This is a genomic window from Tenacibaculum sp. HL-MS23 (assembly GCF_032463465.1).
GTDB lineage: Bacteria > Bacteroidota > Bacteroidia > Flavobacteriales > Flavobacteriaceae > Polaribacter > Polaribacter bernardetii.
On sequence record NZ_CP135989.1, the window covers coordinates 157,676 to 183,645 of the forward strand.

Below are 25,970 nucleotides of genomic sequence, written 5' to 3' on the forward strand. Positions count from 1 at the left end.
TATAAATAGGTTTCCGAAACTACATCGGAGTTTATGTGTATGGTATCGTTCTACGTCATGCTGAATTTATTTCAGCATCGCATCAAGTAAGAAAAGAGTTAATACTGTTTTTATAAATAGTTTTCCGAAACTAAATCGGAGTTTATATAGATGTTACCATTCTACGTCATGCTGATTTTTATAAGTAGTTTATATATATGTGTTATCATTCTACATCATGCTGAATTTATTTCAGCATCGCATCAAGTAAGAAAAGAGTTAATACTGTTTTTATAAGTAGTTTTCCGAAACTACATGGCAGTTTATATAGATGTTATCATTCTACGTTATACTGAATTTATTTCAGCATCGCATCAATCTTAGAGAGAGTGGTTGGTTTTTTGCAAATAGATTTATACGGTGTCGATGTTGTTTTTAACGCTTTCAAAAATATAAAAAACCTCTCCAGCTATTTGTTTGCTCGTATTTAAATAGGTTTCTGAAACTAAATCAGTAGTATCTGCCTTTTTAGGATCTGAATAAGGTAAGTGAAACCTCGCAATGGCATCCGCAATAAACGGACAGTTTTCATCGGCACTATCGCAAGTTGTAATTGCGATGTACGGATAGCTATTGTGAGAATGATCAAAGGTTTTAGAGAAACCTATGATTGATTTTTTAGTTCCTTCAAAAGAGATTAAATACCTTGGGTTTTGATGAGAAAAATCGAGAATATTAAAGTTAAAACCAGTTTTTTGTAAGCTTTTTACCGTATTTCTATGAAAAGCAGTGGTTTCTGTTCCGCCAGAATACGTGTAAATATTTTTTAAATTAAAATATTCAATAGCAAAAAAACTCCAAACTTGTGCAAACTGACTCCTTCTAGAGTTGTGTGTGCAGATAAAATTTAAATTTATCTTTTCTCTTTCCTGATATTCATTACTAATTAATAGCGCAATATTGGTAAGTAGCTCTTTACGCTCATTACTAATTGTTATATCTTTGTTAGCTTCTTCAAAGAATGTTTTTGTGCTAATATTTTTAGTGTTTATCATTTTTTTACAGTTCTTTTGTAGGGTATTATACTGCAAAAATACGCTGTAAAAGACTATTGTTGAATTAAGTAAAGGTTAAGGATGTGTTTAGAAATAGGTAATAAAGTGGCGGTTTTAGATGCCGATATTAGAGGATTCATAACAAAAAAAGAAAATAACATGTTTTTTGTTAAGGATGTCGATGGTATGGAGTATTCCTTTTTTGAGAATGAGTTGGTTAAAATTCATACAGATCAAAATGAGTTAAGCAGGCACGTTAACATAAATAATAGCTTTTTAAAAGAGAAGATTCAGCAGGCGCCTAAAAAGAAAAAATCAATATTCGTAAAAGATAAAAACGAAGTGGTGATGGAAGTCGATTTGCATGCAAGTAAATTAGTAAAATCTACACGTGGTATGGATAATTACGATGTGCTTTCTTTACAATTGCAAACAGCTAAACATAAATTAGAATATTGCATGGCTAAAAGCATCTCTAAATTAGTGTTAATTCACGGAGTGGGAGAAGGGGTGTTAAAAAGCGAATTGTATTATTTACTAAATAATTATGAAGTAAAATATTACGATGCCTCTTACCAAAAATACGGACAAGGAGCTACCGAGGTTTATATTTATCAAAATTCAAATTAAGAATATTTTATGGAATCTGTTTATTTAGATAATGCAGCAACAACACCAATGTTACCCGAAGTTATTGAGGTAATGCAACAAGCAATGTTGCAAAATTTTGGAAATCCTTCGTCTACACATCAGTTTGGTAGAAAGGCAAAAGCAGCAGTAGAAACAGCAAGAAAAAATATAGCAAAGCACTTTAATGTATCTGCAAGAGAAATTGTTTTTACGGCAGGTGGTACCGAAGCAGATAATTTAATTTTGCAAAATGCAGTCGTAAATTTAGGGGTAACAAGAATTATTACCTCTAAAATAGAGCATCATGCAGTTTTACGCACGGTTGCCTATTTGCAAAAACAGTATGGGGTGAAAGTGGACTTCGTGGAGTTAGATGAAAACGGAGCGGTTGTATTAGATAGCTTAGAAAAGCTTTTAAAGCAAGGTGATGAAAAAACATTGGTAAGTTTAATGTATATAAATAATGAAATCGGAAATATATTACCAATTGATGAGGTTGTGGCTTTATGTAAAACCTATCAAGCTTATTTTCATTCAGATACCGTACAGGCGATAGGGCATTATCAAATAGATTTGCAAAAAATACCGATCGATTTTATAGTAGCAAGTGCGCATAAATTCCATGGCCCAAAAGGGGTGGGTTTTGTGTATATTAAAAAAGGAATTGCTGTACAGCCAATGCTGTATGGTGGAGAGCAAGAAAAAGGAGTGCGATCTAGTACCGAAAACGTACATGCTATTTTAGGAATGGAAAAGGCGTTGGAAGTAGCATATATAAATCTAGAAAAGGATAAAGAGTATATTCTAAATCTAAAAAAATACTTAATTGCTGAATTAATTAATAAGAATACTAATATCTCTTTTAATGGTTTGTCCGCTGATGTAAATAATAGTAGTTATTTAATAACGAGCTTGCGATTGCCTATTCGTAAAAATATGTTATTATTTGATTTAGATTTAAAGGGAATTGCAGTTTCTGGAGGAAGTGCTTGTCAAAGCGGAAGTAATAAAGGTTCGCATGTGTTGCAAGTTTTTTTAAATGATGATGATGTTGAAAAAACATCACTCCGAGTTTCTTTAAGTAAATTAAATACCAAAAAAGAAGTAGATTCCTTGGTAAATATTCTTTTAAAAATTACAAAATAATTATTTCTTCAAATTAGCTGATTTAAGAGGTTTTTTTTATTTCGATTAGAGAATGGTTTGTTTTTTTTAAAAAAGCGCTTTTAAGGTGTTTTTAAACGGTGTTTAATCATAGTTTAATCTTATTTAATACCGAGGAGATATAAGTAAAAAGTATTATAAATAATTTTTGAATGAATGTAAAAACTTTTTTTTTACTATTTTTGTGACCTCGTAATAAAATCTGTGTCTAGTATATATCTACATGGTTTTATGTTAGTTGTTTATTTTATTCCCTCTTTAAATAAATAATTTTAAAAGTATGTTAGTCATTGTATTGTGGCTTTAAAAGAGGGTGGCTTTCAGTAAAAACACCTTTTTTATAATACAAGCAATTTGAAATTAACAAATAAAAGAAAGCTTTTGTAAAACCAATTGCTACCTTTTGGCGTACGTATAATATATGGCTATTAAGTAGCTAAGTAAATGCAGTAGTAATTAAAGTGTTTTTTATGAATAAAATTACCCCTTTACCCCTTCAAAAATTAAGTTCCCTGTTGCTTTTTTTCTTGTTTTTTGTTTTTTCATTGCAATTTTCTTACTCTCAGAGCTACACTGTAACAAAAACATATTCAGGAGCTACTATTTCTCTTGATGGTAGTTCAGCTAATTTACCTGGAGTTAATTTTACAGCAACAGATTTTCCTAATGGTTGTGTTATAGAAAGTTTAACAGTAACGATTAATTGGACAAAAACAGATAGGCAATGTGCGAATCCAAGAAATGGAAACGCATATCATAATGAGACTTTCTTTTCTTTAGTTGGTCCAACAAATACAGAGGTTATTGCTCCAGTAAATACTTGGTCAGGAGGAGTTGATATAGGTAATGTTACAACAACTTTTTTAGATGGTGCTGCAACACCTTCAGGCACACCTGTTAGTGGTAGTTTTTCACCATCAGGTAGTTTTGCGTCATACATAGGTACCAACCCTTTAGGGACATGGAGTTTATTTGCTGGTGACTCGGTAGGTCAAGACCCTCTTTGTGTTAACAGCTATTCTGTAAGTATTACTGTAAAAGATATTAATGCAAGTGCTGGAGCTAATTTTAGAGTGTGTTCAGGCGAAGATACAAATTTATCTGCAACTGCAAATGGAACAGGTTTAACATATGAATGGACTAATTCTAGCACAGGATTTGGTGTAGGTAGTGGGCAAAATATTTCTTTTCCTTACGTAATGTCGGGTGATGCTAATGAAAATGTTTTTTATACTGTAACTGTTACAGATAATAATGGTTGTTCTGATACTGATGAGGTTGAAGTAACTTATACAAAAATTCCTGATGTTACTGTTACAAAAATGGATAGTGAGTGTGGTGAAGATGATGGAATAATTACGTTTACATTTTCCGATAATCCAAGTAGATCACATATAGAGTTTAGTATAGAAGGGGATCTAGATTCAGGGTATAATAAAAAATATGTTCAGGATAATACTGGAAGTACATCATACAATGGGTTAGCCCCAGGTGATTATGATGTTTGGGTTCGTTGGGGGAATAATCAATGTCCTATAGATTTAGGAATTATAACAATAGGAGAAGTTGACACTACAGCGCCAGTAATTACTTTAGTAGGTGCTAACCCACAGGTATTAGAGGCATGTGGAAGTTATACAGAATTAGACGCAACTGTAACAGATTGTGAGACAGGCTTAACAGCAACAATCGATGCAAGTGGAGTTGATATGAGTACTCCAGGAAATTATACAGTAACGTATAATGTAACGGATACTGCAGGAAATGCAGCGACTCAAGTAACTCGTACAGTAACAGTTCAAGACACTACAGCGCCAGTAATTACTTTAGTAGGTGCTAACCCACAGGTATTAGAGGCATGTGGAAGTTATACAGAATTAGACGCAACTGTAACAGATTGTGAGACAGGCTTAACAGCAACAATCGATGCAAGTGGAGTTGATATGAGTACTCCAGGAAATTATACAGTAACGTATAATGTAACGGATACTGCAGGAAATGCAGCGACTCAAGTAACTCGTACAGTAACAGTTCAAGACACTACAGCGCCAGTAATTACTTTAGTAGGTGCTAACCCACAGGTATTAGAGGCATGTGGAAGTTATACAGAATTAGACGCAACTGTAACAGATTGTGAGACAGGCTTAACAGCAACAATCGATGCAAGTGGAGTTGATATGAGTACTCCAGGAAATTATACAGTAACGTATAATGTAACGGATACTGCAGGAAATGCAGCGACTCAAGTAACTCGTACAGTAACAGTTCAAGACACTACAGCGCCAGTAATTACTTTAGTAGGTGCTAACCCACAGGTATTAGAGGCATGTGGAAGTTATACAGAATTAGACGCAACTGTAACAGATTGTGAGACAGGCTTAACAGCAACAATCGATGCAAGTGGAGTTGATATGAGTACTCCAGGAAATTATACAGTAACGTATAATGTAACGGATACTGCAGGAAATGCAGCGACTCAAGTAACTCGTACAGTAACAGTTCAAGACACTACAGCGCCAGTAATTACTTTAGTAGGTGCTAACCCACAGGTATTAGAGGCATGTGGAAGTTATACAGAACTAGACGCAACTGTAACAGATTGTGAGACAGGCTTAACAGCAACAATCGATGCAAGTGGAGTTGATATGAGTACTCCAGGAAATTATACAGTAACGTATAATGTAACGGATACTGCAGGAAATGCAGCGACTCAAGTAACTCGTACAGTAACAGTTCAAGACACTACAGCGCCAGTAATTACTTTAGTAGGTGCTAACCCACAGGTATTAGAGGCATGTGGAAGTTATACAGAACTAGACGCAACTGTAACAGATTGTGAGACAGGCTTAACAGCAACAATCGATGCAAGTGGAGTTGATATGAGTACTCCAGGAAATTATACAGTAACGTATAATGTAACGGATACTGCAGGAAATGCAGCGACTCAAGTAACTCGTACAGTAACAGTTCAAGACACTACAGCGCCAGTAATTACTTTAGTAGGTGCTAACCCACAGGTATTAGAGGCATGTGGAAGTTATACAGAATTAGACGCAACTGTAACAGATTGTGAGACAGGCTTAACAGCAACAATCGATGCAAGTGGAGTTGATATGAGTACTCCAGGAAATTATACAGTAACGTATAATGTAACGGATACTGCAGGAAATGCAGCGACTCAAGTAACTCGTACAGTAACAGTTCAAGACACTACAGCGCCAGTAATTACTTTAGTAGGTGCTAACCCACAGGTATTAGAGGCATGTGGAAGTTATACAGAATTAGACGCAACTGTAACAGATTGTGAGACAGGCTTAACAGCAACAATCGATGCAAGTGGAGTTGATATGAGTACTCCAGGAAATTATACAGTAACGTATAATGTAACGGATACTGCAGGAAATGCAGCGACTCAAGTAACTCGTACAGTAACAGTTCAAGACACTACAGCGCCAGTAATTACTTTAGTAGGTGCTAACCCACAGGTATTAGAGGCATGTGGAAGTTATACAGAATTAGACGCAACTGTAACAGATTGTGAGACAGGCTTAACAGCAACAATCGATGCAAGTGGAGTTGATATGAGTACTCCAGGAAATTATACAGTAACGTATAATGTAACGGATACTGCAGGAAATGCAGCGACTCAAGTAACTCGTACAGTAACAGTTCAAGACACTACAGCGCCAGTAATTACTTTAGTAGGTGCTAACCCACAGGTATTAGAGGCATGTGGAAGTTATACAGAACTAGACGCAACTGTAACAGATTGTGAGACAGGCTTAACAGCAACAATCGATGCAAGTGGAGTTGATATGAGTACTCCAGGAAATTATACAGTAACGTATAATGTAACGGATACTGCAGGAAATGCAGCGACTCAAGTAACTCGTACAGTAACAGTTCAAGACACTACAGCGCCAGTAATTACTTTAGTAGGTGCTAACCCACAGGTATTAGAGGCATGTGGAAGTTATACAGAACTAGACGCAACTGTAACAGATTGTGAGACAGGCTTAACAGCAACAATCGATGCAAGTGGAGTTGATATGAGTACTCCAGGAAATTATACAGTAACGTATAATGTAACGGATACTGCAGGAAATGCAGCGACTCAAGTAACTCGTACAGTAACAGTTCAAGACACTACAGCGCCAGTAATTACTTTAGTAGGTGCTAACCCACAGGTATTAGAGGCATGTGGAAGTTATACAGAATTAGACGCAACTGTAACAGATTGTGAGACAGGCTTAACAGCAACAATCGATGCAAGTGGAGTTGATATGAGTACTCCAGGAAATTATACAGTAACGTATAATGTAACGGATACTGCAGGAAATGCAGCGACTCAAGTAACTCGTACAGTAACAGTTCAAGACACTACAGCGCCAGTAATTACTTTAGTAGGTGCTAACCCACAGGTATTAGAGGCATGTGGAAGTTATACAGAATTAGACGCAACTGTAACAGATTGTGAGACAGGCTTAACAGCAACAATCGATGCAAGTGGAGTTGATATGAGTACTCCAGGAAATTATACAGTAACGTATAATGTAACGGATACTGCAGGAAATGCAGCGACTCAAGTAACTCGTACAGTAACAGTTCAAGACACTACAGCGCCAGTAATTACTTTAGTAGGTGCTAACCCACAGGTATTAGAGGCATGTGGAAGTTATACAGAACTAGACGCAACTGTAACAGATTGTGAGACAGGCTTAACAGCAACAATCGATGCAAGTGGAGTTGATATGAGTACTCCAGGAAATTATACAGTAACGTATAATGTAACGGATACTGCAGGAAATGCAGCGACTCAAGTAACTCGTACAGTAACAGTTCAAGACACTACAGCGCCAGTAATTACTTTAGTAGGTGCTAACCCACAGGTATTAGAGGCATGTGGAAGTTATACAGAATTAGACGCAACTGTAACAGATTGTGAGACAGGCTTAACAGCAACAATCGATGCAAGTGGAGTTGATATGAGTACTCCAGGAAATTATACAGTAACGTATAATGTAACGGATACTGCAGGAAATGCAGCGACTCAAGTAACTCGTACAGTAACAGTTCAAGACACTACAGCGCCAGTAATTACTTTAGTAGGTGCTAACCCACAGGTATTAGAGGCATGTGGAAGTTATACAGAATTAGACGCAACTGTAACAGATTGTGAGACAGGCTTAACAGCAACAATCGATGCAAGTGGAGTTGATATGAGTACTCCAGGAAATTATACAGTAACGTATAATGTAACGGATACTGCAGGAAATGCAGCGACTCAAGTAACTCGTACAGTAACAGTTCAAGACACTACAGCGCCAGTAATTACTTTAGTAGGTGCTAACCCACAGGTATTAGAGGCATGTGGAAGTTATACAGAATTAGACGCAACTGTAACAGATTGTGAGACAGGCTTAACAGCAACAATCGATGCAAGTGGAGTTGATATGAGTACTCCAGGAAATTATACAGTAACGTATAATGTAACGGATACTGCAGGAAATGCAGCGACTCAAGTAACTCGTACAGTAACAGTTCAAGACACTACAGCGCCAGTAATTACTTTAGTAGGTGCTAACCCACAGGTATTAGAGGCATGTGGAAGTTATACAGAATTAGACGCAACTGTAACAGATTGTGAGACAGGCTTAACAGCAACAATCGATGCAAGTGGAGTTGATATGAGTACTCCAGGAAATTATACAGTAACGTATAATGTAACGGATACTGCAGGAAATGCAGCGACTCAAGTAACTCGTACAGTAACAGTTCAAGACACTACAGCGCCAGTAATTACTTTAGTAGGTGCTAACCCACAGGTATTAGAGGCATGTGGAAGTTATACAGAATTAGACGCAACTGTAACAGATTGTGAGACAGGCTTAACAGCAACAATCGATGCAAGTGGAGTTGATATGAGTACTCCAGGAAATTATACAGTAACGTATAATGTAACGGATACTGCAGGAAATGCAGCGACTCAAGTAACTCGTACAGTAACAGTTCAAGACACTACAGCGCCAGTAATTACTTTAGTAGGTGCTAACCCACAGGTATTAGAGGCATGTGGAAGTTATACAGAACTAGACGCAACTGTAACAGATTGTGAGACAGGCTTAACAGCAACAATCGATGCAAGTGGAGTTGATATGAGTACTCCAGGAAATTATACAGTAACGTATAATGTAACGGATACTGCAGGAAATGCAGCGACTCAAGTAACTCGTACAGTAACAGTTCAAGACACTACAGCGCCAGTAATTACTTTAGTAGGTGCTAACCCACAGGTATTAGAGGCATGTGGAAGTTATACAGAACTAGACGCAACTGTAACAGATTGTGAGACAGGCTTAACAGCAACAATCGATGCAAGTGGAGTTGATATGAGTACTCCAGGAAATTATACAGTAACGTATAATGTAACGGATACTGCAGGAAATGCAGCGACTCAAGTAACTCGTACAGTAACAGTTCAAGACACTACAGCGCCAGTAATTACTTTAGTAGGTGCTAACCCACAGGTATTAGAGGCATGTGGAAGTTATACAGAATTAGACGCAACTGTAACAGATTGTGAGACAGGCTTAACAGCAACAATCGATGCAAGTGGAGTTGATATGAGTACTCCAGGAAATTATACAGTAACGTATAATGTAACGGATACTGCAGGAAATGCAGCGACTCAAGTAACTCGTACAGTAACAGTTCAAGACACTACAGCGCCAGTAATTACTTTAGTAGGTGCTAACCCACAGGTATTAGAGGCATGTGGAAGTTATACAGAACTAGACGCAACTGTAACAGATTGTGAGACAGGCTTAACAGCAACAATCGATGCAAGTGGAGTTGATATGAGTACTCCAGGAAATTATACAGTAACGTATAATGTAACGGATACTGCAGGAAATGCAGCGACTCAAGTAACTCGTACAGTAACAGTTCAAGACACTACAGCGCCAGTAATTACTTTAGTAGGTGCTAACCCACAGGTATTAGAGGCATGTGGAAGTTATACAGAATTAGACGCAACTGTAACAGATTGTGAGACAGGCTTAACAGCAACAATCGATGCAAGTGGAGTTGATATGAGTACTCCAGGAAATTATACAGTAACGTATAATGTAACGGATACTGCAGGAAATGCAGCGACTCAAGTAACTCGTACAGTAACAGTTCAAGACACTACAGCGCCAGTAATTACTTTAGTAGGTGCTAACCCACAGGTATTAGAGGCATGTGGAAGTTATACAGAATTAGACGCAACTGTAACAGATTGTGAGACAGGCTTAACAGCAACAATCGATGCAAGTGGAGTTGATATGAGTACTCCAGGAAATTATACAGTAACGTATAATGTAACGGATACTGCAGGAAATGCAGCGACTCAAGTAACTCGTACAGTAACAGTTCAAGACACTACAGCGCCAGTAATTACTTTAGTAGGTGCTAACCCACAGGTATTAGAGGCATGTGGAAGTTATACAGAACTAGACGCAACTGTAACAGATTGTGAGACAGGCTTAACAGCAACAATCGATGCAAGTGGAGTTGATATGAGTACTCCAGGAAATTATACAGTAACGTATAATGTAACGGATACTGCAGGAAATGCAGCGACTCAAGTAACTCGTACAGTAACAGTTCAAGACACTACAGCGCCAGTAATTACTTTAGTAGGTGCTAACCCACAGGTATTAGAGGCATGTGGAAGTTATACAGAACTAGACGCAACTGTAACAGATTGTGAGACAGGCTTAACAGCAACAATCGATGCAAGTGGAGTTGATATGAGTACTCCAGGAAATTATACAGTAACGTATAATGTAACGGATACTGCAGGAAATGCAGCGACTCAAGTAACTCGTACAGTAACAGTTCAAGACACTACAGCGCCAGTAATTACTTTAGTAGGTGCTAACCCACAGGTATTAGAGGCATGTGGAAGTTATACAGAATTAGACGCAACTGTAACAGATTGTGAGACAGGCTTAACAGCAACAATCGATGCAAGTGGAGTTGATATGAGTACTCCAGGAAATTATACAGTAACGTATAATGTAACGGATACTGCAGGAAATGCAGCGACTCAAGTAACTCGTACAGTAACAGTTCAAGACACTACAGCGCCAGTAATTACTTTAGTAGGTGCTAACCCACAGGTATTAGAGGCATGTGGAAGTTATACAGAATTAGACGCAACTGTAACAGATTGTGAGACAGGCTTAACAGCAACAATCGATGCAAGTGGAGTTGATATGAGTACTCCAGGAAATTATACAGTAACGTATAATGTAACGGATACTGCAGGAAATGCAGCGACTCAAGTAACTCGTACAGTAACAGTTCAAGACACTACAGCGCCAGTAATTACTTTAGTAGGTGCTAACCCACAGGTATTAGAGGCATGTGGAAGTTATACAGAATTAGACGCAACTGTAACAGATTGTGAGACAGGCTTAACAGCAACAATCGATGCAAGTGGAGTTGATATGAGTACTCCAGGAAATTATACAGTAACGTATAATGTAACGGATACTGCAGGAAATGCAGCGACTCAAGTAACTCGTACAGTAACAGTTCAAGACACTACAGCGCCAGTAATTACTTTAGTAGGTGCTAACCCACAGGTATTAGAGGCATGTGGAAGTTATACAGAACTAGACGCAACTGTAACAGATTGTGAGACAGGCTTAACAGCAACAATCGATGCAAGTGGAGTTGATATGAGTACTCCAGGAAATTATACAGTAACGTATAATGTAACGGATACTGCAGGAAATGCAGCGACTCAAGTAACTCGTACAGTAACAGTTCAAGACACTACAGCGCCAGTAATTACTTTAGTAGGTGCTAACCCACAGGTATTAGAGGCATGTGGAAGTTATACAGAACTAGACGCAACTGTAACAGATTGTGAGACAGGCTTAACAGCAACAATCGATGCAAGTGGAGTTGATATGAGTACTCCAGGAAATTATACAGTAACGTATAATGTAACGGATACTGCAGGAAATGCAGCGACTCAAGTAACTCGTACAGTAACAGTTCAAGACACTACAGCGCCAGTAATTACTTTAGTAGGTGCTAACCCACAGGTATTAGAGGCATGTGGAAGTTATACAGAATTAGACGCAACTGTAACAGATTGTGAGACAGGCTTAACAGCAACAATCGATGCAAGTGGAGTTGATATGAGTACTCCAGGAAATTATACAGTAACGTATAATGTAACGGATACTGCAGGAAATGCAGCGACTCAAGTAACTCGTACAGTAACAGTTCAAGACACTACAGCGCCAGTAATTACTTTAGTAGGTGCTAACCCACAGGTATTAGAGGCATGTGGAAGTTATACAGAATTAGACGCAACTGTAACAGATTGTGAGACAGGCTTAACAGCAACAATCGATGCAAGTGGAGTTGATATGAGTACTCCAGGAAATTATACAGTAACGTATAATGTAACGGATACTGCAGGAAATGCAGCGACTCAAGTAACTCGTACAGTAACAGTTCAAGACACTACAGCGCCAGTAATTACTTTAGTAGGTGCTAACCCACAGGTATTAGAGGCATGTGGAAGTTATACAGAACTAGACGCAACTGTAACAGATTGTGAGACAGGCTTAACAGCAACAATCGATGCAAGTGGAGTTGATATGAGTACTCCAGGAAATTATACAGTAACGTATAATGTAACGGATACTGCAGGAAATGCAGCGACTCAAGTAACTCGTACAGTAACAGTTCAAGACACTACAGCGCCAGTAATTACTTTAGTAGGTGCTAACCCACAGGTATTAGAGGCATGTGGAAGTTATACAGAACTAGACGCAACTGTAACAGATTGTGAGACAGGCTTAACAGCAACAATCGATGCAAGTGGAGTTGATATGAGTACTCCAGGAACTTATACAGTAACCTATAATGTAACTGATACAGCAGGAAATATCGCAACAGAAGTAACCAGAGTTGTAACAGTTGAAGACACTACAGTACCGGTAATTACATTAACAGGAGCAGCAGCAATCACTTTAGAATCATGTGCTACGTATACAGAAGCAGGAGCTACGGTAACAGATTGTGAGACAGGATTAGCAGTTACTATTGGAGGAGATACAGTTGATACAACTACAGCAGGAACTTATACAGTAACCTATAATGTAACTGATACAGCAGGAAATATCGCAACAGAAGTAACCAGAGTTGTAACAGTTGAAGACACTACAGTACCGGTAATTACATTAACAGGAGCAGCAGCAATCACTTTAGAATCATGTGCTACGTATACAGAAGCAGGAGCTACGGTAACAGATTGTGAGACAGGATTAGCAGTTACTATTGGAGGAGATACAGTTGATACAACTACAGCAGGAACTTATACAGTAACCTATAATGTAACTGATACAGCAGGAAATATCGCAACAGAAGTAACCAGAGTTGTAACAGTTGAAGACACTACAGTACCGGTAATTACATTAACAGGAGCAGCAGCAATCACTTTAGAATCATGTGCTACGTATACAGAAGCAGGAGCTACGGTAACAGATTGTGAGACAGGATTAGCAGTTACTATTGGAGGAGATACAGTTGATACAACTACAGCAGGAACTTATACAGTAACCTATAATGTAACTGATACAGCAGGAAATATCGCAACAGAAGTAACCAGAGTTGTAACAGTTGAAGACACTACAGTACCGGTAATTACATTAACAGGAGCAGCAGCAATCACTTTAGAATCATGTGCTACGTATACAGAAGCAGGAGCTACGGTAACAGATTGTGAGACAGGATTAGCAGTTACTATTGGAGGAGATACAGTTGATACAACTACAGCAGGAACTTATACAGTAACCTATAATGTAACTGATACAGCAGGAAATATCGCAACAGAAGTAACCAGAGTTGTAACAGTTGAAGACACTACAGTACCGGTAATTACATTAACAGGAGCAGCAGCAATCACTTTAGAATCATGTGCTACGTATACAGAAGCAGGAGCTACGGTAACAGATTGTGAGACAGGATTAGCAGTTACTATTGGAGGAGATACAGTTGATACAACTACAGCAGGAACTTATACAGTAACCTATAATGTAACTGATACAGCAGGAAATATCGCAACAGAAGTAACCAGAGTTGTAACAGTTGAAGACACTACAGTACCGGTAATTACATTAACAGGAGCAGCAGCAATCACTTTAGAATCATGTGCTACGTATACAGAAGCAGGAGCTACGGTAACAGATTGTGAGACAGGATTAGCAGTTACTATTGGAGGAGATACAGTTGATACAACTACAGCAGGAACTTATACAGTAACCTATAATGTAACTGATACAGCAGGAAATATCGCAACAGAAGTAACCAGAGTTGTAACAGTTGAAGACACTACAGTACCGGTAATTACATTAACAGGAGCAGCAGCAATCACTTTAGAATCATGTGCTACGTATACAGAAGCAGGAGCTACGGTAACAGATTGTGAGACAGGATTAGCAGTTACTATTGGAGGAGATACAGTTGATACAACTACAGCAGGAACTTATACAGTAACCTATAATGTAACTGATACAGCAGGAAATATCGCAACAGAAGTAACCAGAGTTGTAACAGTTGAAGACACTACAGTACCGGTAATTACATTAACAGGAGCAGCAGCAATCACTTTAGAATCATGTGCTACGTATACAGAAGCAGGAGCTACGGTAACAGATTGTGAGACAGGATTAGCAGTTACTATTGGAGGAGATACAGTTGATACAACTACAGCAGGAACTTATACAGTAACCTATAATGTAACTGATACAGCAGGAAATATCGCAACAGAAGTAACCAGAGTTGTAACAGTTGAAGACACTACAGTACCGGTAATTACATTAACAGGAGCAGCAGCAATCACTTTAGAATCATGTGCTACGTATACAGAAGCAGGAGCTACGGTAACAGATTGTGAGACAGGATTAGCAGTTACTATTGGAGGAGATACAGTTGATACAACTACAGCAGGAACTTATACAGTAACCTATAATGTAACTGATACAGCAGGAAATATCGCAACAGAAGTAACCAGAGTTGTAACAGTTGAAGACACTACAGTACCGGTAATTACATTAACAGGAGCAGCAGCAATCACTTTAGAATCATGTGCTACGTATACAGAAGCAGGAGCTACGGTAACAGATTGTGAGACAGGATTAGCAGTTACTATTGGAGGAGATACAGTTGATACAACTACAGCAGGAACTTATACAGTAACCTATAATGTAACTGATACAGCAGGAAATATCGCAACAGAAGTAACCAGAGTTGTAACAGTTGAAGACACTACAGTACCGGTAATTACATTAACAGGAGCAGCAGCAATCACTTTAGAATCATGTGCTACGTATACAGAAGCAGGAGCTACGGTAACAGATTGTGAGACAGGATTAGCAGTTACTATTGGAGGAGATACAGTTGATACAACTACAGCAGGAACTTATACAGTAACCTATAATGTAACTGATACAGCAGGAAATATCGCAACAGAAGTAACCAGAGTTGTAACAGTTGAAGACACTACAGTACCGGTAATTACATTAACAGGAGCAGCAGCAATCACTTTAGAATCATGTGCTACGTATACAGAAGCAGGAGCTACGGTAACAGATTGTGAGACAGGATTAGCAGTTACTATTGGAGGAGATACAGTTGATACAACTACAGCAGGAACTTATACAGTAACCTATAATGTAACTGATACAGCAGGAAATATCGCAACAGAAGTAACCAGAGTTGTAACAGTTGAAGACACTACAGTACCGGTAATTACATTAACAGGAGCAGCAGCAATCACTTTAGAATCATGTGCTACGTATACAGAAGCAGGAGCTACGGTAACAGATTGTGAGACAGGATTAGCAGTTACTATTGGAGGAGATACAGTTGATACAACTACAGCAGGAACTTATACAGTAACCTATAATGTAACTGATACAGCAGGAAATATCGCAACAGAAGTAACCAGAGTTGTAACAGTTGAAGACACTACAGTACCGGTAATTACATTAACAGGAGCAGCAGCAATCACTTTAGAATCATGTGCTACGTATACAGAAGCAGGAGCTACGGTAACAGATTGTGAGACAGGATTAGCAGTTACTATTGGAGGAGATACAGTTGATACAACTACAGCAGGAACTTATACAGTAACCTATAATGTAACTGATACAGCAGGAAATATCGCAACAGAAGTAACCAGAGTTGTAACAGTTGAAGACACTACAGTACCGGTAATTACATTAACAGGAGCAGCAGCAATCACTTTAGAATCATGTGCTACGTATACAGAAGCAGGAGCTACGGTAACAGATTGTGAGACAGGATTAGCAGTTACTATTGGAGGAGATACAGTTGATACAACTACAGCAGGAACTTATACAGTAACCTATAATGTAACTGATACAGCAGGAAATATCGCAACAGAAGTAACCAGAGTTGTAACAGTTGAAGACACTACAGTACCGGTAATTACATTAACAGGAGCAGCAGCAATCACTTTAGAATCATGTGCTACGTATACAGAAGCAGGAGCTACGGTAACAGATTGTGAGACAGGATTAGCAGTTACTATTGGAGGAGATACAGTTGATACAACTACAGCAGGAACTTATACAGTAACCTATAATGTAACTGATACAGCAGGAAATATCGCAACAGAAGTAACCAGAGTTGTAACAGTTGAAGACACTACAGTACCGGTAATTACATTAACAGGAGCAGCAGCAATCACTTTAGAATCATGTGCTACGTATACAGAAGCAGGAGCTACGGTAACAGATTGTGAGACAGGATTAGCAGTTACTATTGGAGGAGATACAGTTGATACAACTACAGCAGGAACTTATACAGTAACCTATAATGTAACTGATACAGCAGGAAATATCGCAACAGAAGTAACCAGAGTTGTAACAGTTGAAGACACTACAGTACCGGTAATTACATTAACAGGAGCAGCAGCAATCACTTTAGAATCATGTGCTACGTATACAGAAGCAGGAGCTACGGTAACAGATTGTGAGACAGGATTAGCAGTTACTATTGGAGGAGATACAGTTGATACAACTACAGCAGGAACTTATACAGTAACCTATAATGTAACTGATACAGCAGGAAATATCGCAACAGAAGTAACCAGAGTTGTAACAGTTGAAGACACTACAGTACCGGTAATTACATTAACAGGAGCAGCAGCAATCACTTTAGAATCATGTGCTACGTATACAGAAGCAGGAGCTACGGTAACAGATTGTGAGACAGGATTAGCAGTTACTATTGGAGGAGATACAGTTGATACAACTACAGCAGGAACTTATACAGTAACCTATAATGTAACTGATACAGCAGGAAATATCGCAACAGAAGTAACCAGAGTTGTAACAGTTGAAGACACTACAGTACCGGTAATTACATTAACAGGAGCAGCAGCAATCACTTTAGAATCATGTGCTACGTATACAGAAGCAGGAGCTACGGTAACAGATTGTGAGACAGGATTAGCAGTTACTATTGGAGGAGATACAGTTGATACAACTACAGCAGGAACTTATACAGTAACCTATAATGTAACTGATACAGCAGGAAATATCGCAACAGAAGTAACCAGAGTTGTAACAGTTGAAGACACTACAGTACCGGTAATTACATTAACAGGAGCAGCAGCAATCACTTTAGAATCATGTGCTACGTATACAGAAGCAGGAGCTACGGTAACAGATTGTGAGACAGGATTAGCAGTTACTATTGGAGGAGATACAGTTGATACAACTACAGCAGGAACTTATACAGTAACCTATAATGTAACTGATACAGCAGGAAATATCGCAACAGAAGTAACCAGAGTTGTAACAGTTGAAGACACTACAGTACCGGTAATTACATTAACAGGAGCAGCAGCAATCACTTTAGAATCATGTGCTACGTATACAGAAGCAGGAGCTACGGTAACAGATTGTGAGACAGGATTAGCAGTTACTATTGGAGGAGATACAGTTGATACAACTACAGCAGGAACTTATACAGTAACCTATAATGTAACTGATACAGCAGGAAATATCGCAACAGAAGTAACCAGAGTTGTAACAGTTGAAGACACTACAGTACCGGTAATTACATTAACAGGAGCAGCAGCAATCACTTTAGAATCATGTGCTACGTATACAGAAGCAGGAGCTACGGTAACAGATTGTGAGACAGGATTAGCAGTTACTATTGGAGGAGATACAGTTGATACAACTACAGCAGGAACTTATACAGTAACCTATAATGTAACTGATACAGCAGGAAATATCGCAACAGAAGTAACCAGAGTTGTAACAGTTGAAGACACTACAGTACCGGTAATTACATTAACAGGAGCAGCAGCAATCACTTTAGAATCATGTGCTACGTATACAGAAGCAGGAGCTACGGTAACAGATTGTGAGACAGGATTAGCAGTTACTATTGGAGGAGATACAGTTGATACAACTACAGCAGGAACTTATACAGTAACCTATAATGTAACTGATACAGCAGGAAATATCGCAACAGAAGTAACCAGAGTTGTAACAGTTGAAGACACTACAGTACCGGTAATTACATTAACAGGAGCAGCAGCAATCACTTTAGAATCATGTGCTACGTATACAGAAGCAGGAGCTACGGTAACAGATTGTGAGACAGGATTAGCAGTTACTATTGGAGGAGATACAGTTGATACAACTACAGCAGGAACTTATACAGTAACCTATAATGTAACTGATACAGCAGGAAATATCGCAACAGAAGTAACCAGAGTTGTAACAGTTGAAGACACTACAGTACCGGTAATTACATTAACAGGAGCAGCAGCAATCACTTTAGAATCATGTGCTACGTATACAGAAGCAGGAGCTACGGTAACAGATTGTGAGACAGGATTAGCAGTTACTATTGGAGGAGATACAGTTGATACAACTACAGCAGGAACTTATACAGTAACCTATAATGTAACTGATACAGCAGGAAATATCGCAACAGAAGTAACCAGAGTTGTAACAGTTGAAGACACTACAGTACCGGTAATTACATTAACAGGAGCAGCAGCAATCACTTTAGAATCATGTGCTACGTATACAGAAGCAGGAGCTACGGTAACAGATTGTGAGACAGGATTAGCAGTTACTATTGGAGGAGATACAGTTGATACAACTACAGCAGGAACTTATACAGTAACCTATAATGTAACTGATACAGCAGGAAATATCGCAACAGAAGTAACCAGAGTTGTAACAGTTGAAGACACTACAGTACCGGTAATTACATTAACAGGAGCAGCAGCAATCACTTTAGAATCATGTGCTACGTATACAGAAGCAGGAGCTACGGTAACAGATTGTGAGACAGGATTAGCAGTTACTATTGGAGGAGATACAGTTGATACAACTACAGCAGGAACTTATACAGTAACCTATAATGTAACTGATACAGCAGGAAATATCGCAACAGAAGTAACCAGAGTTGTAACAGTTGAAGACACTACAGTACCGGTAATTACATTAACAGGAGCAGCAGCAATCACTTTAGAATCATGTGCTACGTATACAGAAGCAGGAGCTACGGTAACAGATTGTGAGACAGGATTAGCAGTTACTATTGGAGGAGATACAGTTGATACAACTACAGCAGGAACTTATACAGTAACCTATAATGTAACTGATACAGCAGGAAATATCGCAACAGAAGTAACCAGAGTTGTAACAGTTGAAGACACTACAGTACCGGTAATTACATTAACAGGAGCAGCAGCAATCACTTTAGAATCATGTGCTACGTATACAGAAGCAGGAGCTACGGTAACAGATTGTGAGACAGGATTAGCAGTTACTATTGGAGGAGATACAGTTGATACAACTACAGCAGGAACTTATACAGTAACCTATAATGTAACTGATACAGCAGGAAATATCGCAACAGAAGTAACCAGAGTTGTAACAGTTGAAGACACTACAGTACCGGTAATTACATTAACAGGAGCAGCAGCAATCACTTTAGAATCATGTGCTACGTATACAGAAGCAGGAGCTACGGTAACAGATTGTGAGACAGGATTAGCAGTTACTATTGGAGGAGATACAGTTGATACAACTACAGCAGGAACTTATACAGTAACCTATAATGTAACTGATACAGCAGGAAATATCGCAACAGAAGTAACCAGAGTTGTAACAGTTGAAGACACTACAGTACCGGTAATTACATTAACAGGAGCAGCAGCAATCACTTTAGAATCATGTGCTACGTATACAGAAGCAGGAGCTACGGTAACAGATTGTGAGACAGGATTAGCAGTTACTATTGGAGGAGATACAGTTGATACAACTACAGCAGGAACTTATACAGTAACCTATAATGTAACTGATACAGCAGGAAATATCGCAACAGAAGTAACCAGAGTTGTAACAGTTGAAGACACTACAGTACCGGTAATTACATTAACAGGAGCAGCAGCAATCACTTTAGAATCATGTGCTACGTATACAGAAGCAGGAGCTACGGTAACAGATTGTGAGACAGGATTAGCAGTTACTATTGGAGGAGATACAGTTGATACAACTACAGCAGGAACTTATACAGTAACCTATAATGTAACTGATACAGCAGGAAATATCGCAACAGAAGTAACCAGAGTTGTAACAGTTGAAGACACTACAGTACCGGTAATTACATTAACAGGAGCAGCAGCAATCACTTTAGAATCATGTGCTACGTATACAGAAGCAGGAGCTACGGTAACAGATTGTGAGACAGGATTAGCAGTTACTATTGGAGGAGATACAGTTGATACAACTACAGCAGGAACTTATACAGTAACCTATAATGTAACTGATACAGCAGGAAATATCGCAACAGAAGTAACCAGAGTTGTAACAGTTGAAGACACTACAGTACCGGTAATTACATTAACAGGAGCAGCAGCAATCACTTTAGAATCATGTGCTACGTATACAGAAGCAGGAGCTACGGTAACAGATTGTGAGACAGGATTAGCAGTTACTATTGGAGGAGATACAGTTGATACAACTACAGCAGGAACTTATACAGTAACCTATAATGTAACTGATACAGCAGGAAATATCGCAACAGAAGTAACCAGAGTTGTAACAGTTGAAGACACTACAGTACCGGTAATTACATTAACAGGAGCAGCAGCAATCACTTTAGAATCATGTGCTACGTATACAGAAGCAGGAGCTACGGTAACAGATTGTGAGACAGGATTAGCAGTTACTATTGGAGGAGATACAGTTGATACAACTACAGCAGGAACTTATACAGTAACCTATAATGTAACTGATACAGCAGGAAATATCGCAACAGAAGTAACCAGAGTTGTAACAGTTGAAGACACTACAGTACCGGTAATTACATTAACAGGAGCAGCAGCAATCACTTTAGAATCATGTGCTACGTATACAGAAGCAGGAGCTACGGTAACAGATTGTGAGACAGGATTAGCAGTTACTATTGGAGGAGATACAGTTGATACAACTACAGCAGGAACTTATACAGTAACCTATAATGTAACTGATACAGCAGGAAATATCGCAACAGAAGTAACCAGAGTTGTAACAGTTGAAGACACTACAGTACCGGTAATTACATTAACAGGAGCAGCAGCAATCACTTTAGAATCATGTGCTACGTATACAGAAGCAGGAGCTACGGTAACAGATTGTGAGACAGGATTAGCAGTTACTATTGGAGGAGATACAGTTGATACAACTACAGCAGGAACTTATACAGTAACCTATAATGTAACTGATACAGCAGGAAATATCGCAACAGAAGTAACCAGAGTTGTAACAGTTGAAGACACTACAGTACCGGTAATTACATTAACAGGAGCAGCAGCAATCACTTTAGAATCATGTGCTACGTATACAGAAGCAGGAGCTACGGTAACAGATTGTGAGACAGGATTAGCAGTTACTATTGGAGGAGATACAGTTGATACAACTACAGCAGGAACTTATACAGTAACCTATAATGTAACTGATACAGCAGGAAATATCGCAACAGAAGTAACCAGAGTTGTAACAGTTGAAGACACTACAGTACCGGTAATTACATTAACAGGAGCAGCAGCAATCACTTTAGAATCATGTGCTACGTATACAGAAGCAGGAGCTACGGTAACAGATTGTGAGACAGGATTAGCAGTTACTATTGGAGGAGATACAGTTGATACAACTACAGCAGGAACTTATACAGTAACCTATAATGTAACTGATACAGCAGGAAATATCGCAACAGAAGTAACCAGAGTTGTAACAGTTGAAGACACTACAGTACCGGTAATTACATTAACAGGAGCAGCAGCAATCACTTTAGAATCATGTGCTACGTATACAGAAGCAGGAGCTACGGTAACAGATTGTGAGACAGGATTAGCAGTTACTATTGGAGGAGATACAGTTGATACAACTACAGCAGGAACTTATACAGTAACCTATAATGTAACTGATACAGCAGGAAATATCGCAACAGAAGTAACCAGAGTTGTAACAGTTGAAGACACTACAGTACCGGTAATTACATTAACAGGAGCAGCAGCAATCACTTTAGAATCATGTGCTACGTATACAGAAGCAGGAGCTACGGTAACAGATTGTGAGACAGGATTAGCAGTTACTATTGGAGGAGATACAGTTGATACAACTACAGCAGGAACTTATACAGTAACCTATAATGTAACTGATACAGCAGGAAATATCGCAACAGAAGTAACCAGAGTTGTAACAGTTGAAGACACTACAGTACCGGTAATTACATTAACAGGAGCAGCAGCAATCACTTTAGAATCATGTGCTACGTATACAGAAGCAGGAGCTACGGTAACAGATTGTGAGACAGGATTAGCAGTTACTATTGGAGGAGATACAGTTGATACAACTACAGCAGGAACTTATACAGTAACCTATAATGTAACTGATACAGCAGGAAATATCGCAACAGAAGTAACCAGAGTTGTAACAGTTGAAGACACTACAGTACCGGTAATTACATTAACAGGAGCAGCAGCAATCACTTTAGAATCATGTGCTACGTATACAGAAGCAGGAGCTACGGTAACAGATTGTGAGACAGGATTAGCAGTTACTATTGGAGGAGATACAGTTGATACAACTACAGCAGGAACTTATACAGTAACCTATAATGTAACTGATACAGCAGGAAATATCGCAACAGAAGTAACCAGAGTTGTAACAGTTCAAGATTGTACAGACACCGATGGTGATGGAATCGCAGATGCAATTGACTTAGATGATGACAATGACGGAATTCCAGATTCAGCAGAAGGAAACGGAGACACCGACGGTGATGGTATTCCAGATAGTTTAGATTTAGATAGCGATAATGACGGAATCTTAGATGTTGATGAAGGTGGAAAGGGCGATTTAGATACCAATAATGACGGAGTTATCGATGCAAACGATGGGGCATCAGGAGCTGATACAAATGGCGATGGTCAAGCAGATGCTTCAGTAGACGCAGGAAATGAAGAACCAGATACCGATGGCGATGGTGTACCAGATTATCAAGATTTAGATAGTGATAATGACGGAATCAACGATGTTATAGAAAATGGAAACGGCGGATTAGATACCAATAATGATGGTGTTATCGACGCCAATGATACAGGGGGGTCAGATGTAGATGGTGATGGTATTTCAGATAGCTTAGATGGTGATACATCAGGATTTGGAGTAGGCGCAGGAAACGCATCAGATGTAGTAGATAGCGATAACGATGGCGTAGCAGATTATCAAGATTTAGATAGTGATGATGACGGAATCAACGATGTTGTAGAAGGCGGAAATGAAGATACAGATGGAAACGGACAAGTAGATGGACCAGATACAGATGGCGACGGAATCTTAGATGTTGCAGATCAGGATGATGCTAATTTCGGAGATACAGGAAACGATGATGTAAATGATTCAGACCCTACCGATCCAAATAGTGGCGGAGATGGAGCAGCAACAGATAGTGGAACAGATACCGACGGTGATGGTATTCCAGATAGTGAAGATGGATTAGACGGATTCGGAGATGCAATTGACACCGATGGTGACGGAATCGCAGATGCAATTGACTTAGATGATGATAATGACGGAATTCCAGATTCAGCAGAAGGAAACGGAGACACCGACGGTGATGGTATTCCAGATAGTTTAGATTTAGATAGCGATAATGACGGAATCTTAGATGTTGATGAAGGTGGAAAGGGCGATTTAGATACCAATAATGACGGAGTTATCGATGCAAATGATGGGGCATCAGGAGCTGATACAAATGGCGATGGTCAAGCAGATGCTTCAGTAGACGCAGGAAATGAAGAACCAGATACCGATGGCGATGGTGTACCAGATTATCAAGATTTAGATAGTGATAATGACGGAATCAACGATGTTATAGAAAATGGAAACGGCGGATTAGATACCAATAATGATGGTGTTATCGACGCCAATGATACAGGAGGGTCAGATGTAGATGGTGATGGTATTTCAGATAGCTTAGATGGTGATACATCAGGATTTGGAGTAGGCGCAGGAAACGCATCAGATGTAGTAGATAGCGATAACGATGGCGTAGCAGATTATCAAGATTTAGATAGTGATGATGACGGAATCAACGATGTTGTAGAAGGCGGAAATGAAGATACAGATGGAAACGGACAAGTAGATGGACCAGATACAGATGGCGACGGAATCTTAGATGTTGCAGATCAGGATGACGCTAATTTCGGAGATACAGGAAACGATGATGTAAATGATTCAGACCCTACCGATCCAAATAGTGGCGGAGATGGAGCAGCAACAGATAGTGGAACAGATACCGACGGTGATGGTATTCCAGATAGTGAAGATGGATTAGACGGATTCGGAGATGCAATTGACACCGATGGTGACGGAATCGCAGATGCAATTGACTTAGATGATGACAATGACGGAATTCCAGATTCAGCAGAAGGAAACGGAGACACCGACGGTGATGGTATTCCAGATAGTTTAGATTTAGATAGCGATAATGACGGAATCTTAGATGTTGATGAAGGTGGAAATGGCGATTTAGATACCAATAATGACGGAGTTATCGATCCAAATGATGGGGCATCAGGAGCTGATACAAATGGCGATGGTCAAGCAGATGCTTCAGTAGATGCAGGAAATGAAGAACCAGATACCGATGGTGATGGTGTATCAGATTATCAAGATTTAGATAGTGATAATGACGGAATCACCGATGTTATTGAAAATGGAAACGGCGGATTAGATACCAATAATGATGGTGTTATCGACGCAAACGATGCAGGAGGATCAGATGTAGATGGTGATGGTATTTCAGATAGCTTAGATGGTGATACCTCAGGATTTGGAGTAGGCGCAGGAAACGCATCAGATGTAGTAGATAGCGATGGTGATGGCGTATCAGATTATCAAGATTTAGATAGTGATGATGATGGAATCAACGATGTTGTAGAAGGCGGAAATGAAGATACAGATGGAAACGGACAAGTAGATGGACCAGATACAGATGGCGACGGAATCTTAGATGTTGCAGATCAGGATGATGCTAATTTCGGAGATACAGGAAATGATGATGTAAATGATTCAGACCCTACCGATCCAAATAGTGGCGGAGATGGAGCAGCAACAGATAGTGGAACAGATACAGACGGTGATGGTATTCCAAATAGTGAAGATGGATTAGATGGTTTTGGAGATGATGATGAGGGGATTGTTTTAGGAGTTGATGATACTTGTATCGTATTATATAATGAATTTACACCAAATGGAGATGGTGTTAATGATTATTTAGTTATTGACTGTATCGAAAATTTCCCAAATAATTCGCTTGAAATTTTTAACAGATGGGGTAACAAAGTTTATAAAGTTAAAGGATATAATAACACGGATAAAGTGTTTAGAGGAGTCTCTAATGGTCGTGCTAATTTTGCTGTAAAAGAAAGACTACCTGTAGGAACATATTTTTATATATTAGATTTAGGTAGCGGGTTTAAAATAAAGAAAGGTTGGATTTATATTAATAAATAAAAAATATTAT

The 25,970-nt window shown here is 39.0% G+C and carries 4 protein-coding genes; 3 read left to right on the top strand and 1 reads right to left on the bottom strand.

The genetic code is table 11. From position 1 onward, the window contains the following. Nucleotides 1–392: 392 nt before the first annotated feature. The gene (locus RRF68_RS00770) at nucleotides 393–1,034 is read right to left on the bottom strand and encodes a hypothetical protein (RefSeq protein WP_315944661.1); all 642 of its coding nucleotides are present in this window, start codon (nucleotides 1,032–1,034) and stop codon (nucleotides 393–395) included. A gap of 81 nt (nucleotides 1,035–1,115) precedes the next feature. On the opposite strand from RRF68_RS00770, the gene RRF68_RS00775 reads away from it, so the two are divergent. From RRF68_RS00775 to RRF68_RS00785, 3 genes are all read left to right on the top strand, one after another. Next, nucleotides 1,116–1,664 (top strand): Smr/MutS family protein, encoded by a 549-nt coding sequence (locus RRF68_RS00775; protein WP_275316948.1) that lies wholly within the window; start codon nucleotides 1,116–1,118, stop codon nucleotides 1,662–1,664. Between the two features lie 9 nt (nucleotides 1,665–1,673). Continuing rightward, on the top strand, nucleotides 1,674–2,810 hold the full coding sequence (locus tag RRF68_RS00780; protein ID WP_315944662.1) for a cysteine desulfurase family protein: 1,137 nt from the start codon (nucleotides 1,674–1,676) through the stop codon (nucleotides 2,808–2,810). A gap of 563 nt (nucleotides 2,811–3,373) precedes the next feature. Beyond that, nucleotides 3,374–25,960 (top strand): immunoglobulin-like domain-containing protein, encoded by a 22,587-nt coding sequence (locus RRF68_RS00785; protein ID WP_315944663.1) that lies wholly within the window; start codon nucleotides 3,374–3,376, stop codon nucleotides 25,958–25,960. Nucleotides 25,961–25,970: the final 10 nt, after the last annotated feature.